The 14,774-nt window shown below is 74.7% G+C and carries 8 protein-coding genes; 5 read left to right on the plus strand and 3 right to left on the minus strand.

Going from position 1 to position 14,774, the window contains the following annotated elements; all coding sequences use genetic code 11:
- Nucleotides 1-395: 395 nt before the first annotated feature.
- Nucleotides 396-2,510 (plus strand): asparagine synthase-related protein, encoded by a 2,115-nt coding sequence (locus tag ACGFZF_RS35135; RefSeq protein WP_393560998.1) that lies wholly within the window; start codon nt 396-398, stop codon nt 2,508-2,510.
- Nucleotides 2,511-2,717: 207 nt separating this feature from the next.
- Complete coding sequence (locus tag ACGFZF_RS35140) at nt 2,718-5,873, plus strand: BTAD domain-containing putative transcriptional regulator (protein WP_393561000.1); 3,156 nt, start codon at nt 2,718-2,720, stop codon at nt 5,871-5,873.
- 38 nt (nt 5,874-5,911) lie between these two features.
- On the opposite strand, the gene ACGFZF_RS35145 is transcribed toward ACGFZF_RS35140, so the two are convergent.
- Nucleotides 5,912-7,942: a sigma-70 family RNA polymerase sigma factor gene (locus ACGFZF_RS35145; RefSeq protein ID WP_393561002.1), complete on the minus strand. Its 2,031-nt coding sequence runs from the start codon at nt 7,940-7,942 to the stop codon at nt 5,912-5,914.
- Nucleotides 7,943-8,157: 215 nt separating this feature from the next.
- Nucleotides 8,158-8,928: a TetR/AcrR family transcriptional regulator gene (locus ACGFZF_RS35150; protein WP_393561004.1), complete on the minus strand. Its 771-nt coding sequence runs from the start codon at nt 8,926-8,928 to the stop codon at nt 8,158-8,160.
- Between the two features lie 404 nt (nt 8,929-9,332).
- On the opposite strand from ACGFZF_RS35150, the gene ACGFZF_RS35155 reads away from it, so the two are divergent.
- Nucleotides 9,333-10,649 carry an NAD(P)/FAD-dependent oxidoreductase gene (locus ACGFZF_RS35155; RefSeq protein ID WP_393561012.1) on the plus strand — a complete coding sequence of 439 codons (1,317 nt, stop codon included), beginning with the start codon at nt 9,333-9,335 and terminating at the stop codon, nt 10,647-10,649.
- A gap of 107 nt (nt 10,650-10,756) precedes the next feature.
- Nucleotides 10,757-12,382: a SpoIIE family protein phosphatase gene (locus ACGFZF_RS35160; protein ID WP_393561006.1), complete on the plus strand. Its 1,626-nt coding sequence runs from the start codon at nt 10,757-10,759 to the stop codon at nt 12,380-12,382.
- 63 nt (nt 12,383-12,445) lie between these two features.
- Here the strand turns inward: ACGFZF_RS35160 and ACGFZF_RS35165 are convergent, their stop codons facing one another.
- Nucleotides 12,446-13,720, minus strand: coding sequence for an MFS transporter (locus tag ACGFZF_RS35165; protein WP_393561014.1), 1,275 nt, complete (start codon nt 13,718-13,720; stop codon nt 12,446-12,448).
- 144 nt (nt 13,721-13,864) lie between these two features.
- Between ACGFZF_RS35165 and ACGFZF_RS35170 the strand changes: the two genes are divergently transcribed.
- The gene (locus ACGFZF_RS35170) at nt 13,865-14,431 is read left to right on the plus strand and encodes a MarR family winged helix-turn-helix transcriptional regulator (RefSeq protein WP_393561008.1); all 567 of its coding nucleotides are present in this window, start codon (nt 13,865-13,867) and stop codon (nt 14,429-14,431) included.
- Nucleotides 14,432-14,774 lie beyond the last annotated feature (343 nt).

Genomic DNA, 14,774 nt, shown 5'->3' on the forward strand with positions numbered 1-14,774 from the left:
GATGGCGTAGAGGCGTCGGCGGCGAAAGAGCCCCGGGGGCGGCTCCGGGCGCGTGCTCCGGGCGTGTGGCCGTGCGCCCGGCCGTGCGCTCTCGCCGGGGCGGAGGGGGAGCGCTTCCATGAGTGCTGCGTGGGTCGGCCCGCCTGGCAGTGGACCAGGGGGCTGGGGGACACCGCCGCCCCATTCCCCGCGGGCGGCGGACGGCTCCGGGAGGCGATGAGCGCCTCCCGGACAGCCGGCGGTCCGCGGCCCCGCCGAGAATGGCCGAATGCCGACGGTGAGCAACTGGCCAATGCCAGGGGCGCATTCGCCTTTCGCACACGCGACCCCGGAGCCCCTCCCCTGCCCTCTTGTCGTGGCAGCATGTTCCTCCACCGACCGATGTGGAGGCGCCGATGCGATGGCTGGTGGGCTGGAGCAGTGTCGCCGCGAGCTTCGCCACGCCAGGCACGGCCGGCGCCGTGGGCGGGGCGGCGGCCGAGGGGCGCACGGTGCACCCGGTGGGCGCACAGCTTCTGTGGGGTGACCCCGACCCGCTGTGGGCGGTCGGCGACTGGCGCCCCGACGAGGTGCGCGTGGTCACCGCCGACGCCCACACCCGCCTTGCCGTCCTGGGGTGTTGCGCGGCGAGCGACGAGGAACTGCGCGTCGGCCTGTTCGCCGCGCGCGGCGGCGCGCTGCGCCATCTCACCGCCTGGGCCGGCAGCTACACCGCCGTCGTCCAGGTGGGCCGCCGGATCACCGTCACGGGCGATCTCGCCGGCGCGCGGCCCGTGTTCCACACCCCGTGGGCCAACGGCACCGCGTACGCCACCGCCGCCCTGCCGCTCGCCGACCTCATCGAGGCCCAGCTCGACATCGGCCATCTCGCCGCCCTGCTCGCCTGCCCCGAGACCCCCGAGGCGCTCCGCGACTCCACGCCCTACGAGGGCGTGAAGCGGGTCCCGCCGGGCCACGCGCTGATCCTGCGCGAGGGCTCCCGCGAGATCACCGGGTACGACCCGGTCGCCTCGCTCGCGGTCGCCGCGCCCCAGGTCGACCCACGGCAGGCCGTGGAGGGCGTGCGGGACGCGCTCGTCGACGCCGTACGGGCCCGGCTCACCGCACCCCGGCACGCGCCGGAGACCCCGCTGCCGGACCCGGGACCCGTCCCCGGCATGGGGCCCGCCGAGCGGCGGGCGGCACGCGGCGGCGGACCCGCCCCGGGGATCGGCGCCGACCTGTCCGGAGGCAGCGCCTCCGGCACGCTCGCCCTGCTGGCCGCCGGGCTGCCGGGCGTGCCCGGCACCATCCTGGGACACGGCACGGGCGCGGGGGAGCGGCTGCTCGCCGTCACCTTCAACGACCTGACGGGCGGCGGCGCGGCCCGCGAGGAGGAGCTGGAACGGGCCCGGGCGATCGCGTCCAACCCGCGACTGCACCACGTCGTCGTCGCGGCGGGCGAGGAGGCCCTGCCGTACGCGGAGCTGGACGGGCCGCTGACCGACGAGCCCGGCCCCTCGCTCGTGGTCGCCGACCGGCACCGCAGGCGGCTCGCGGGCGGCAGCGCGGACCACTTCACCGGCCTGGGCGCCCGCCAGGTCCTGGACGCGCATCCGGCCCGGCTCGCCGACCTGCTGATGGACCGCCGGCGCAGATCACTGGTGCGGCCGGTGACGGCGCTGGCCAAGGCCACCGGTACGTCGGCGGGCGCGCTGCTCGTGCCGCTCACGGTCTACCGTGCGGCCCGCCGCCTCGCCCGTACCCCCTACCGGACCGGTCTGGAGGCGGCGGCGACCCGGGTCCTGGAGGCGAACCGCACGACGCCCGGCGCCTTCGGCCCCCTGGAGGCGTCCCTCTCCGCCCTGGCCTGGACACGGCCCGGTCCGGCGGCGCGCTGGCTGACGGGGGAGGCACTGGCTGAAGTATCGGTTCGCCTCAACCGGGCGGCGACGCTGCCGACTTCGGTGCAGCGCCCGGGGGAGGCCCGCGCCCGGGCCGCGCTCGCCCGGGCGGCGCACGACCACCGGATCCTGGAGCAGGCGGCGGAGATCCGCAGCCAGCGCCTGCACGCGCCGTTCCTCGACAACCAGGTCGTACGGGCCTGCCGCGCCCTGCCCGAGTCGCTGCGGGTCCAGCCCGGCGCCCGGGCGACCGTCCTGCGCACGGTCCTGGCCGGTGCGGGCATCCACGACCTCCCCCCGGGCTGGGGCACTCCCAACCCGGCGGCCGGCGCCGCCGCCCGCGCGGGCCTGCGCGCGGCCCTCCCGGACCTGCTCGCCCTCTTCGAGGCCCCGCTGCTGGCCGACGCAGGCCTGATCGAGGCCCGGGTGGTCCGCAAGGCGCTGCGGGCGGCCTCCGAAGGCGAGCCGGTCCCGCTGGACGGTCTCGCCGACCTGGTCTCCACCGAACTCTGGCTCCACCGCCTGCTGGCCCGCCGCGGCACCTGCTGGACGGGCACGGCGGCACCGAAGCAGCGCGCCGTGCCCGGCCCGCTGATCCCCTCGGCACGACGCTCACTCCTGGCCTGAGCGGGAGGCCGCGGGGCGGGGGCCGAGAGGGCCCGCGCACGGCGCCTGAGCGCGGGACCCGGGTGCGGGCCCGCGCGCCCGGGTCCCGTCGCCGGCCGACCGGACCGTACGGAGGCGCGCCCGCCCCCGCCGACCATGTGTTCCGGCCGGCGACGCTCCGGGTAAACCCCGAGGCGCCGCGCACCTCCCCCGGGGACAATGACCGGCGTGCGGTATCTCATCCTCGGCACCACCCAGGCCCTCGACCCCCACGGCACCCCCTTGCCGCTCGGCGGCGCCCGACTGCGCGCGCTGCTCGCCGCGCTCGCCGTGCGGCCCGGCCGGGCGGTCACCGTCGACGAGCTCGTCGACGAGGTGTACGGCGACGAGCCTCCGCACGACGGCCCCGCCGCCCTCCAGGCCCTCGTCGGACGGCTCCGCCGCGTTCTCGGCAGGGACGCCGTCGAGTCCACGCCCGGTCCCGGCTACCGCCTCCTCGCCCGGCCCGAGGACGTCGACCTGTACGTCTTCGAGCGCCACGCCGCCCGGGCCGCCGGCCTGCTCGACGCCGGCGACCCCGAGGCGGCCGCCGGCCTGCTGCGCACCGCGCTCGCCCTCTTCCGCGGCCCGGCGCTCGCCGACCTCCCCGAGCACGCGCGCGTCCGCCCGGAGGCCCAGCGGCTCGCGGCCGTACGCCGGCGCGTCGAGGCCGACCTGAGCCGCGGCGCGGTGGACGGACTCGTACCGGAGCTGTCCGAGCTCACCTCCGCGTATCCGTACGACGAGGGCTTCCGCGCCCAGCTCGTCCGCGCCCTGCGTGCCGAGGGCCGCCAGGCCGACGCCCTCGCCGCCTGGGAGGACGCCCGACGCGCCCTCGCCGACGGCCTCGGCACCGACCCGGGGGCCGAGCTCGCCGCCCTGCACCGCGAACTGCTCGCCCCGCCACCGCCCCCTCCGGCCCCACCCGAGGAGTCCGGGAACATCCGCCCCCGGCTCACCTCCTTCGTGGGCCGCGAACCCGAACTCGCCGCGCTGCGCTCCGACCTCGTCGGCTCCCGGCTCGTCACCCTCACCGGCCCCGGCGGCTCCGGGAAGACCCGCCTCGCCGAGGAGGCCGCCGGGGCCGTCCCCGGACCCGCCTGGCTCGTCGAACTCGCCCCGCTCGACGACCCCGACGCCGCTCCCGGCGCCGTCCTCTCCGCCCTCCGCCTGCGGGAGACCAACCTGATCACCCGCGAGGGCCAGCCCCTCCAGGACGACCCCACCGCCGTCCTCGTCGACCACCTCGCCGACCGCTCCCTGCTCCTGGTCCTCGACAACTGCGAACACGTCATCGAGGAGGCGGCCGCGCTCGCCGAGACCCTCCTGACCCACTGCCCCCGGCTGCGCGTCCTCGCCACCAGCCGCGAGCCGCTCGGCGTTCCCGGCGAGACCGTCCGCCCCGTCGAGCCGCTGCCGCCCCACCCGGCCCACCGCCTCTTCGCCGAGCGCGCCCGCGCCGTCCGGCCCGGCTTCGACGCCGCCGAGGACCCCGACGCCGTCGACGAGATCTGCCGCCGGCTCGACGGCCTCCCCCTCGCCATCGAACTCGCCGCCGCCCGGCTGCGCCTGCTCAGCCCGCGCCAGATCGCCGACCGGCTCGACGACCGCTTCCTTCTCCTCACCTCCGGCAGCAGGACCGTCCTTCCCCGGCAGCAGACCCTCCGCGCGGTGGTCGACTGGTCCTGGGACCTCCTCGAACCCGAGGAGCGCACCCTGCTGCGCCAGGTCTCCGTCTTCGCCGGCGGCTGGGACCTCACCGCCGCCGAGGCGCTGGCGCCCGGCGCCGCCGACTCCCTGGGAGCCCTCGTCGACAAGTCCCTGGTCGTCGCCGCTCCCACCGACACCGGCGCGATGCGGTACCGCCTCCTGGAGACCATCCACGAGTACGCCGTCGAGCGGGCCGCCGAGACCCCCGACGTGCTGGCCGCCGCCGAGGCCGCCCACGCCGCGCATTTCACCGCCCTCGCCGAGGAGGCCGAGCCCCGGCTCCGCTCCCGCGAGCAGCTCCCCTGGATCGGGCGCGTCGAGGCCGACCTCGACAACATCCGGGCCGCGCTCCACCGGGCGATCCTCGCCTCCGACGAGGCGGCCGCCCTCCGGCTGGTCTTCGCGATGGGCTGGTTCTGGTGGCTGCGCAACTACCGCTCCGAGGCGGTGGTCTGGGTCGCCCGCACGGTCCGGCTGGGCGAGGACCCCGACGATCCGGCCGACTCGCGCTACTGGCCCCGGAAGGAGCTGCGGATGCTGCAGTTCTTCCTCGCGGCGGAGAACCACGTCGTCGGCGACTTCTTCGCGGACCCCGAACTCCTCGCGCTGGTACGGCGGGTGCGCGAGGCGTTCGGCGAGCGGCCCGGTCCGCAGGCGGCCCGCTTCCCCGGGCTGCTGTGGCCGTTCACGGCGTACTTCACCGAGTCGTCGGCCGACGTGCTCGCCATGCTGGACGCGTCCGTCGACAACTGCCGCCGGTTTGGCGGCGAGTGGGAGGTCGGCGTCAGCCTGATGTTCCGCACGCACATGGCGATCGACATGCCCGGCGGGACGCCCGACCTGGACGAGGACCTGGCCGAGCTGCGGTCGCTGTCCCGCCGGGTGGGCGACCGCTGGATGCGGGCCCAGGTGGCGAGCGCGGCGGCCGAGGCGAACATGATGCGCGGCCGCCACGCGGAGGCCGGCGAGGACTACGAGGACGCCCTCGCCCTCGCCCGCGAGGTCGGGGCGCACGCCGAGGCACCCTTCCTCATCGCCCGGCTCGCCCAACTCCGCTACCTCGTCGGTGACATGGACGGCGCGACGAAGGGGCTGGACGAGGCCGCCGCGGAGGCCGCACGCCACCGCGTCAACGACACGGACACCTACCTCCGTTTCATGCGCTCGGCGATCGCCCTGCACCAGGGCGACGTGACGGCCGCCCGCGCGCACCTCGACAGGGCCATGGAGCACCTCGCCGCCAGCACGCCGCCCCGGCACTTCCAGACGCTGCTGGCCGGGCTCGGCGCCCGGATCCGGGCGTACGAGGGCGGGGGTGACGCGGCGGTCGCGGACGCCGTCGCCGCGCTGCGGGACGCGCGGGAGGCCCGCTGCGCCGACTTCGTCACCACCCACCTCGCGGAGGGCGTGGCACTCGCGCTCGCCCTGGGCGGGCGGCACGCACCGGCGGTCGCGATCCTGGCCGCCGCCGACACCTGGCACGGCGCCACGCCCCGGGCGGTGCCGGAACTGCGGGAAGCGGACGAGATCGCCTCCCGGGCACGCGCGGCGCTCGGCGAGGACGGGTACGCCGCCGCCTACGCCTCCGGGACCGCTCTCGATCCCGACGGGGTCGCCGCGCTGGTGGGGGCGTAGGCCCCGTCAGGTACGGAGCCGGGGCGTCCTGACCCGTCCTACGCGCAGGTGATCTGCGCCCGGGCCCAGTCCGCGATCGCGACCCGGCCGAACGGCGTGTGCGGTTCCACCACCAGTCGGATCGTGCCGCGGCCGGCGAGGTTCACGTGGACCGGGACCGGCGGGTCGCCGGCCTCCACCACCTCGGAGCGCCAGAGCCGTTCGCCGTCGCCGTGGACGGAGAAGCGGACGCCGCCGACGCCGAGCGGGGCGCTGAGGTCGTCGACGCCGACGAGGGCGTCGTAGTCGACGCACCGCCGGTTGAGGTCGATGGTGAGGGAGGACGGCGCGTGCACGCTCACGCCGTGCGCGTACCGCGTGCCGCCCATGGACAGCCCGTCGCGCTGCCACATCCAGCTGCTGTCGCCGAGCCGCACTTCGGGCTCGGTGCCGTCGCCGAAGACGCCGTAGTCCAGCCGGCTGATCGGGTAGACGGTCGGCGGGGCTGGTGGCGGGGGCGCGGGTGCCGTCTTCGAGGGACCGGGCTTCGGGCGCGGGCTCGGGGGCGCGGGCGTCGGGGTGGGGCGGGGGCCCGGCTTCGCCGCAGGAGGCTCGGCCGGTCGCGGCGGCCGGGGAGTCGGTGACGGCGCCGTCCGCGGTACCGCCGGGGGCGGCGGGGTGGACCGGGGCGGCGGCGAGGGCAGTGGCTTCGGCGGTACGACGGGGGCGACCGCCGGTGGCGTCGGTTCGGGCTGTGCGACCGGCTGCGGGTCGCCGGACAGCGCCCACACCAGTCCGGCCGTCGCGGCCACCGCCACGGCGGCGGCGATTCCGGCCTTCGCGGGTGCCCCGAGCCCCTCGGCCGCGGCGGCGGAGGCGCCCGAGGCGGTGGACGAGCCGGCGCCGGACGCCGCGGCGGCCGCACCGGCTCCGGCGGCGCCCGCCACTCCGCCGGCGACCACGCCGGCCGCCTTGAGGGAGAAGCCGGCGGCGAACCAGCCGATGACGGCGATCGGCAGCAGCGCCGGGATGCCCGCGTTGACGTGCGCCAGCTCTCCGGCGGCGAGCCGGCACCTGGCGCACTCCTCGAGGTGCTTGCGCAGGCCCCGTTCGGCCCGCATCCGCAGCCCGCCGCGCGCGTAGGCGCCGAGCCGGTCGGCGTAGCGGGCGCAGTCGCCGCCCGCGGTGAGCGTCTGGCTGACGTGGGCCTGGAGGTAGGCCTGCTTGAGGCCCTCGCGGGCCCGGCTGGCCAGCACGGCGGTGGCGTTGGCGGTCAGACCGAACAGCGGCGCGACCTCGGAGGGCGACTCCTCCTCGACGGTGGTGTGCCACAGCACGGCCTGCCAGCGCTCAGGCAGCGAGCGGAACGCCTGCATGGCCAGCGACTGTTCGGCCTCGTGCATGGCCCGTACCTCGGCGCCCAGGTCGAGGGTGTCCTGGTCGGAGACCTCGGACGTCCGGGATGCCTGCGCGGCGAACACCGCGAAGTCCTCGACCAGGTGCTCCCGCTTCTGCGTCCGCGTCCAGTGCGCCGCCACCCGGCGGACGGTGGTCAGCAGATAGGCGCGGACGGCGTGGGCAGGCCCCGCACCGCCCCGTACGGCCTGGAGGGTGCGCGCGAAGACCTCCGCCGTCAGGTCGTCGGCGGTGTGCGCGTCCCGGCAGCAGGTCCGGGCGTACCGGCGCACGGCCTCGGAGTGGCGGCGGAACAGCTCCTCGTACGCGCTGTCGTCGCCTTCCCTCATCCACTGCACCAGGTCGGCGTCGGAGGGCGGCAGTTCGACCGCCGGGGGCAGGACGCCCTCGGACTCAGGACTCGCCGCGGCACCCCCGGTACGGGCGTCGGCCGCCGGTACGGAGGCCGTACCCGGCCCGCGCTCCCGCTGCGGCGGCACGCTGGCCTCCGCCGCTCCCGTGGACCCGGCGGGGCCCCCGGACGGGTGCCCCGGCACGCCGACGGGCGCCGCACCGGCGGACGTTCGCGCGGGACCGGCCGGCCCGCCCTGGCTCGGCACCTGCCGGGGAGGCAGCTCGCCGGTCTCCGTGGCACCGCCGTCGGACCGCGGCTCGTCCCGACCGTCACCGCTCATCGCGGAAGCCCCCGTACGCACGCTCAGACCCGGACACCGCGCAAGCGTCCCACAGAGCACGGGCACGCCGAGGCCGTGCGGCCACCTACCACTCGTCCGGGGTGAGTTCCCGTATCCGGGCGTAACCGTTCACCCGTTCGTGCGACGATCGACGGTCCGAACGGACCCGCCGGGAGCACGGACGAACGGGCCGCGTGACGTCTGCGCCCCGCCGCCTACCGCGAGCGCAGACCCTCCAGCAGGATGTCCAGCAGCCGGGCCGAAGCCGCCGCCTGCTGCGCCGCGTCCGGCAGCGCCGGAGCCGCCGTCGCGATCACGAGCAGCACGTCCGCGACGGTCACGTCCGTACGCAGCTCACCCGCCGCACGCGCCCGGTCGACCAGCTGCCCCACGACCTCCAGGAGTTCCGCCGCGCCGGCGTCGTCCTGCTCGGCCGCCGGCGCCTGACGGGGAGCAGCCACCCGGGACCCGGCCGACTCGGCGAAGCCCCGCTGGTGCGGCACCCGCGCCCCGTCCGCCGCGACCGGAACCGGCAGCACCGCGTCGGCGACGCTCTCGTCCACCTGCACCCGCAGCACCTGCGGCGGCAACAGCCGTCCCGCACCCGAGGCCACCGAGGTCCGCAGGAAACGGGACAGCGCCGACCACGGCTCGTCCTCCTGGCCGAGGGCGGTCCGGGCCTGCTCGGTGAGCCGCGCGGTCTCCTCCTCGGCTATCCGGCGGACCAGCACGTCCTTGCTCGGGAAGCGGCGGTAGACCGTACCGACCCCTACCCGGGCGCGCCGCGCCACGTCCTCCATCGGTGCCCCGTAACCGAGTTCACCGAAGACCTCGCGCGCCGCGCGCAGCACGTGCTCCAGATTCCGCTGCGCGTCCACGCGCAGCGGAGCGGAGCGCCCGACGGTCGCCGTCGCCCCGGTACGTCCCTCGACCGCGCTGTCGACCGGTGCGACGACAGCCTGCCAATGAGAATCCTGAATGTGCATAAGCGTTCCCCCGCTCATGATGTCTCCCCCCGGAGACTCCCCGCCCTGACACGGGATCCCGGACCGGCTCTCTGTGCTCTGGTCCACGCACAGCGCTCCGATACCCCGACGAGGTACGAACATAGTTGAGTCGAGGTCAATTCAGAAGGGGCAGTTCCGTACGGTGCGCCCCCCGATCGGAGCAAGGACCGGAAGCCTCCCGATTCTGCCCGCTCCGCTGCCCCCACATCCTCAACCTGACCTGCGTATTCTTCCGTGTACCGACCTCGTGCGCCACCCCACGCCTCCGCACTCCTCCGGTCACACAATTTGCCGGGCCTGTGGACAAACCCCGGACGGCGTTGCGTCATGGGACAGTGACCGAACCTGCGCGCATTCTCGTTGTCGGCGGTGGCTACGTCGGGATGTACACCGCGCTGCGTCTGCAGCGACAGCTCAAGGCCGAGCTGCGCAGCGGTGCTGCCGAGATCGTGGTGGTCACACCCGACCCGTACATGACGTACCAGCCGTTCCTGCCGGAGGCCGCGGCCGGATCCATCTCCCCGCGCCACGTCGTCGTCCCGCTGCGCCGCCTCCTCGACGGATGCCGCATCGTCATCGGCGAGGTCCACTCCGTCGACCACGCCGAGCGCACGGTCACCCTCTCCACCCTCGCCACCGAGGAGGAGGGCACGGGCAGCACCCGGCTCACCTACGACGAACTGGTCATCGCCGCCGGCTCCGTCTCCCGCACCCTCCCCGTCCCCGGACTCGCCGACTACGCCATCGGCTTCAAGACCGTCGAGGAGGCCATCGGACTGCGCAACCACGTCATCGAGCAGATGGACATCGCCTCCTCCACCCGCGACCCGGCCCTGCGCGACGCCGCCCTCACCTTCGTCTTCGTCGGAGGCGGCTACGCCGGCGTCGAGGCGCTCGCCGAGCTGGAGGACATGGCGCGCTACACCGCGCGGTACTACCACAACGTCAAACCCGAGGACCTGCGCTGGATCCTCGTCGAGGCGTCCGACCGGATCCTGCCCGAGGTCGGCGAGGAGATGGGCCGCTACGCCATCCGGGAGCTGCGCGGCCGCAACATCGACGTGCGCCTCGGCACCCGGCTCGAGTCCTGCGAGGACCGTGTGGCCGTCCTCAGCGACGGCACCCGCTTCCCCACCCGCACCGTCGTCTGGACGGCCGGCGTCAAACCCGCGCCCGTCCTGGCCTCCACCGACCTGCCCCTCGACGAGCGCGGCAGGCTCAGGTGCACCGCGAAGCTGACCGTCGAAGGCGTCGAACACGCCTGGGCCGCCGGCGACGCGGCCGCCGTCCCCGACGTCACGGCGGACGAACCGGGCCGCACCTGCGCCCCCAACGCCCAGCACGCCGTCCGCCAGACCAAGGTGCTCGCCGAGAACATCGCCGCCACCCTGCGCGGGCAGCCGCTCAAGGAGTACGCCCACAAGTACGTGGGCTCGGTCGCCTCCCTCGGACTGCACCAGGGCGTGGCGCACATCTACGGCCGCAAACTCAAGGGATACCCGGCATGGTTCATGCACCGCGCCTACCATCTGAGCCGCGTCCCGACCTTCAACCGCAAAGCCCGGGTCCTGGCCGAATGGACCCTGTCCGGCCTGTTCAAACGTGAGATCGTCTCGCTCGGCTCCCTGGAGCACCCACGAGCCGAGTTCGAACTCGCCGCCGCGCCCCCGCCCCCCAAGAACGGCCCCCGGCCGCTCTGACACCGATGTCAGTACGGTCGGTCACACTGGACGTGTGACCATAGGTGGGCCCACACCTGCACAGAGTGACTCAGCACGGCCAACGACACCACGAGGCATACAGATCCGTGAACTTCACCCGTTGGAGCGCCCGGCTCCCCGGCACACAGCGCCGCACGGCGGCGCGGGGGACCGAAGGCTCCGTGCCCGCGGCCCGCGGTGAGTACGGGCCGCAGCCGGAGCCCCTCGCCGACGACGTCCCCGTACTCGAGGACTTCTCCGCACGGGAGATCATCGGCAGGCTCCCCGGCCTCGTCGCACTCGCGTACGGCCCCGAGCACCGCATCGCCTACGTCAACGACGCCTACGCCGCCGCCTTCGGACCCCGCCTCGCCGGGACCACCGTCGCCGACGCCTGCCCCGAGGCCCACGAACTCGGCCTGCTGCCCCTCATGGACCAGGTCCTGCGCAGCGGCAAGCCCCGCACCGTCAAGTCCCGCAAGACCCACGACGGCGGCTCGTACACCGTCACCTGCCTGCCCGTGGAGTCCCCGCGCCTCCCCGACGGCGGGGTCCTCGTCCACGCCGCCGACGTCACCGACCACGCAGAGGCCGCCGAACGGCTGCGCGCCAGCGAACGACGCCACCGCGAGACCGCCGTCACCCTCCAGCGCTCCCTCCTCCCGCAGGAACTGGAGCAGCCCGACGACCTGCGCATCGCCGCCACCTACCAGCCCGGCGTCACCGACGCGGCCGTCGGCGGCGACTGGTACGACGTCATCACCCTCGGAGCAGGCCGCACCGCACTCGTCATCGGCGACGTGATGGGCCGCGGCGTCCGCGCCGCCGCCGTCATGGGCCAGCTCCGCACCGCCGTCCGCGCGTACGCCAGGCTCGACCTGCCCCCGCACGAGGTCCTCCAGCTGCTCGACGGCCTCGCCGCCGAGATCGACGCCAGCCAGATCGCCACCTGCGTCTACGCGGTCCACGACCCCAACGAGGGCCGGCTCGTCTACGCCTCCGCCGGCCACCTCCCCATCCTCGTCCGGGACGAGGACGGCACGGTCCGGCGCGCGGAGGACCCCACCGGACCCCCGCTCGGCACCGGCGGCTGGCTCCACACGTCGGGCACGATCGCCCTGCCCCCGGGCTCCACCGCCGTCCTCTACACCGACGGACTCGTCGAACGCCGCCGCGAGGACATCGACGAAGGCGTCGCCGCCCTCGAACGCGCCCTCTCCGGCGCCCTCGGCACCCCCCAGGTCGTCTGCGACCGGCTGCTCCGCTCGCTGGGCGTCACCGCCGAGCACGACGACGACGTCGCGGTACTGGTCGTCCAGCACCCCGCCCGCAAGGGAGCGGACGCCGAGCTCTTCCACAACGCGGCCCTGGAACTCCTCGGCGGCGTGGAAGCCGCACCGCGCGCCCGGGCCTTCGCCTCGGGAGTCCTGTCCAGCTGGCGCTTCCCGGTCGAACTGCGCGACCTGGGCGTCCTCGCCACCAGCGAACTGGTGGCCAACTCCCTCCAGCACGGCACCCCGCCCATGCGGCTGCGCCTGCGGCGCACCGACCGACGGCTGATCATCGAGGTCACCGACGGCGACGACCACCTGCCCCGGCGCCGCCGGGCGGAGACCGAGGACGAGGCGGGCCGCGGCATCTCGATCATCGCCACGATCGCCTCGTCCTGGGGAAGCAGACGCACCCCCGGCGGCGGCAAGGCCGTCTGGTGCGAGTTCGCCCTGCCGGACTGACCGGACCGGGCCCGGCCCGGTCCGCCCCCGGACCTTCCCGGGAGCGGCCCGGACAGGCACCCCCTACGCGGCGGCCGTCTCCTTCTCCGGCTGGTGCCGGGCCACCACCCGCGACACCGCGACGAGCGACGGCTGGTCCTGCGCCGGGGCGAGCTGCCTGCCCAGCCGGAGCGCCAGGAACGTGATCCCGAGCGAGAACAGCACGAAGGTCACGATGTACGGCCCGTGCAGCGCCGCCCCCATCGGCCCGCCCACGGCGGGACCGACCGCCAGCGCGAGCTGCTTGACCAGTGCGAACGCCGAGTTGTACTGCCCGACCATCGCCTCCGGCGCCAGGTCCGCGACCAGCGGCGCCACGGTCGGCGACAGCATCGCCTCGCCGAGCCCGAACAGCGCGTACGTGGAGATGAACGCGGCGGTCGCCATCGTCCGGCTGCCGTGCCCGAGGCCCGCGTACCCCGCGACGACCCACGCCACGGCCCAGATCAGACCGACGGCCGCGATCACCCGCGTGCGCCGCCGACGCTCGACGAACCGCAGGACGACGAACTGCGCGACGACGATGACGGCCGTGTTGGCGGCCAGCGCGACACCCAGCGTGGACGGCTCGATGCCGGCGGCCTCGGTGCCGTACGCCGCGAGACCCGACTCGAACTGCCCGTAGCAGGCGAAGAACAACACGAAGCCCAGGACACACAGCTGCACCATGGCCCGGTGCCCGAGCAGCGCGCGGACCCCGCCGCCCTTCGACGCGGCCGGCCGGGCGCCCTGCAGGGCGGGGGAGCCCGGCATCCGCACGGTCAGCACGATGCCCGCCAGCACCAGGAACATCACGGCCTCGATCGAGAAGAGCAGCAGGAAGCTGCCCGGCCGGCTCTCGTCGACGAGCTGGCCGCCGATCAGGCCACCGACACCGAGACCCAGGTTCTGCAGGAAGAACTGCATGGCGAACGAACGGGTCCGGCCCGCCGGCTCCGAGCACCACACGATCATCGTGGCGAGGGCCGGCTGCATCACGGCCGTACCGGCACCGAGCAGCGCCGCCGAGCCGACCACCGCGGCCACGCTCCCGGCGAGCCCCATCCCCAGCGCGCCCAGGGACGCCAGCACCGCGGCGACCGTCAGCACGGGCAGCGGCCCGCGACGGTCGATGGCGCGCCCGCTGAAGGGGAGGACGACGAGCGCGGCCATGGCGAAGACGGCAAGGACGATGCCCGCGGTACTCGCGCCCAGATCCCGCACCTGAGCGACGTACACATAGAGGTACGGCACGGTGAAGCCGAGTCCGAACGCGCTCAGCGCGCTGCCTGCCTGGATCCGGCGCATCGCTGCGCCCATCGCCTTGGTCACACTCACCCACTTCGATCGGAGGGCTTCAGCCCTGTAGGACTGAACCCTGAAGACTTCAACGCTAAAGTTAGAACCTGAACAATACACATTGAAGGACTTCAAGGCCAACGGGAGCCGTGGGATACTCCCCGCATGTCCGACACCCCCGAGCAGTCCGGCCCGCGGTCCCTGCAGGAGCCGACCCTCGACGAGCAGATCGCGGCCTACCAGCGCGAGTACCGGGAGCTCGACCCCCAGGTCGAGAAGGTGGTCTCCGCCCTCGGCCGGCTGAACCGCCGGATGAACGTGGCGTACGGCCGCCAGCTCGCCGACCTCGGCATCAGCAACGCGGAGTGGGAGGTCCTCAAGACCCTCGTCCTCGCCGGCGACCCCTACCGTCTGGGTCCGGGCGAGCTGGCGAAGCGCCTGGGCCTCACCCCGGCCGCGATGACCCACCGCATCGACCGGATGGCGGGCGAGGGTCTGGTCACCCGCGACCGCGACGAGACCAACCGCGTCCGGGTGATCGTCGAGCTGACCGACGAAGGCCGCTCGAAGTGGCTAGAGGCGATGCGCATGGCGACGGGCTTCGAGGAGGACCTCCTCCAGGACCTGACGAGCGACGAGCGCGGCATCCTCGGCGAGATGCTGATCCGCCTGCTCAGGAGGGTGGAGCACACCCAGCCGGACGCCGGCGGCCGCCTGCAGGACCTCGACTGAGCGGACCGGGACTCAGGCACCGGCCCCCCTCCGGTCGACCAACCGGAGGGGGGTTGACACGCCCCCTCCGCATCCGTAGTGTTCTCCGAGTTGTCACGGGACCGGAACGGTTCTGCGGCAGCCACTCCCGCCGCATTAGCGGCAACTCAACTCAGCACGACCTCCCTACCGGGATGAATTTCGGCATGCCGAAATTCATTTCGAAAGACTCGATTATGAGTCGCCGGGGAAACCCGCTAGAGTTTGAGCGTCGGAACGGCCCAACAGCCGCAAAGACAAAACCCGCTGACTGGGAATCAGGCCCGAAAGGATCTGATAGAGTCGGAACCGCCGGAAGGGCCCG

This window comes from Streptomyces sp. NPDC048338, from assembly GCF_043201055.1.
Taxonomy (GTDB): Bacteria; Actinomycetota; Actinomycetes; order Streptomycetales; family Streptomycetaceae; genus Streptomyces.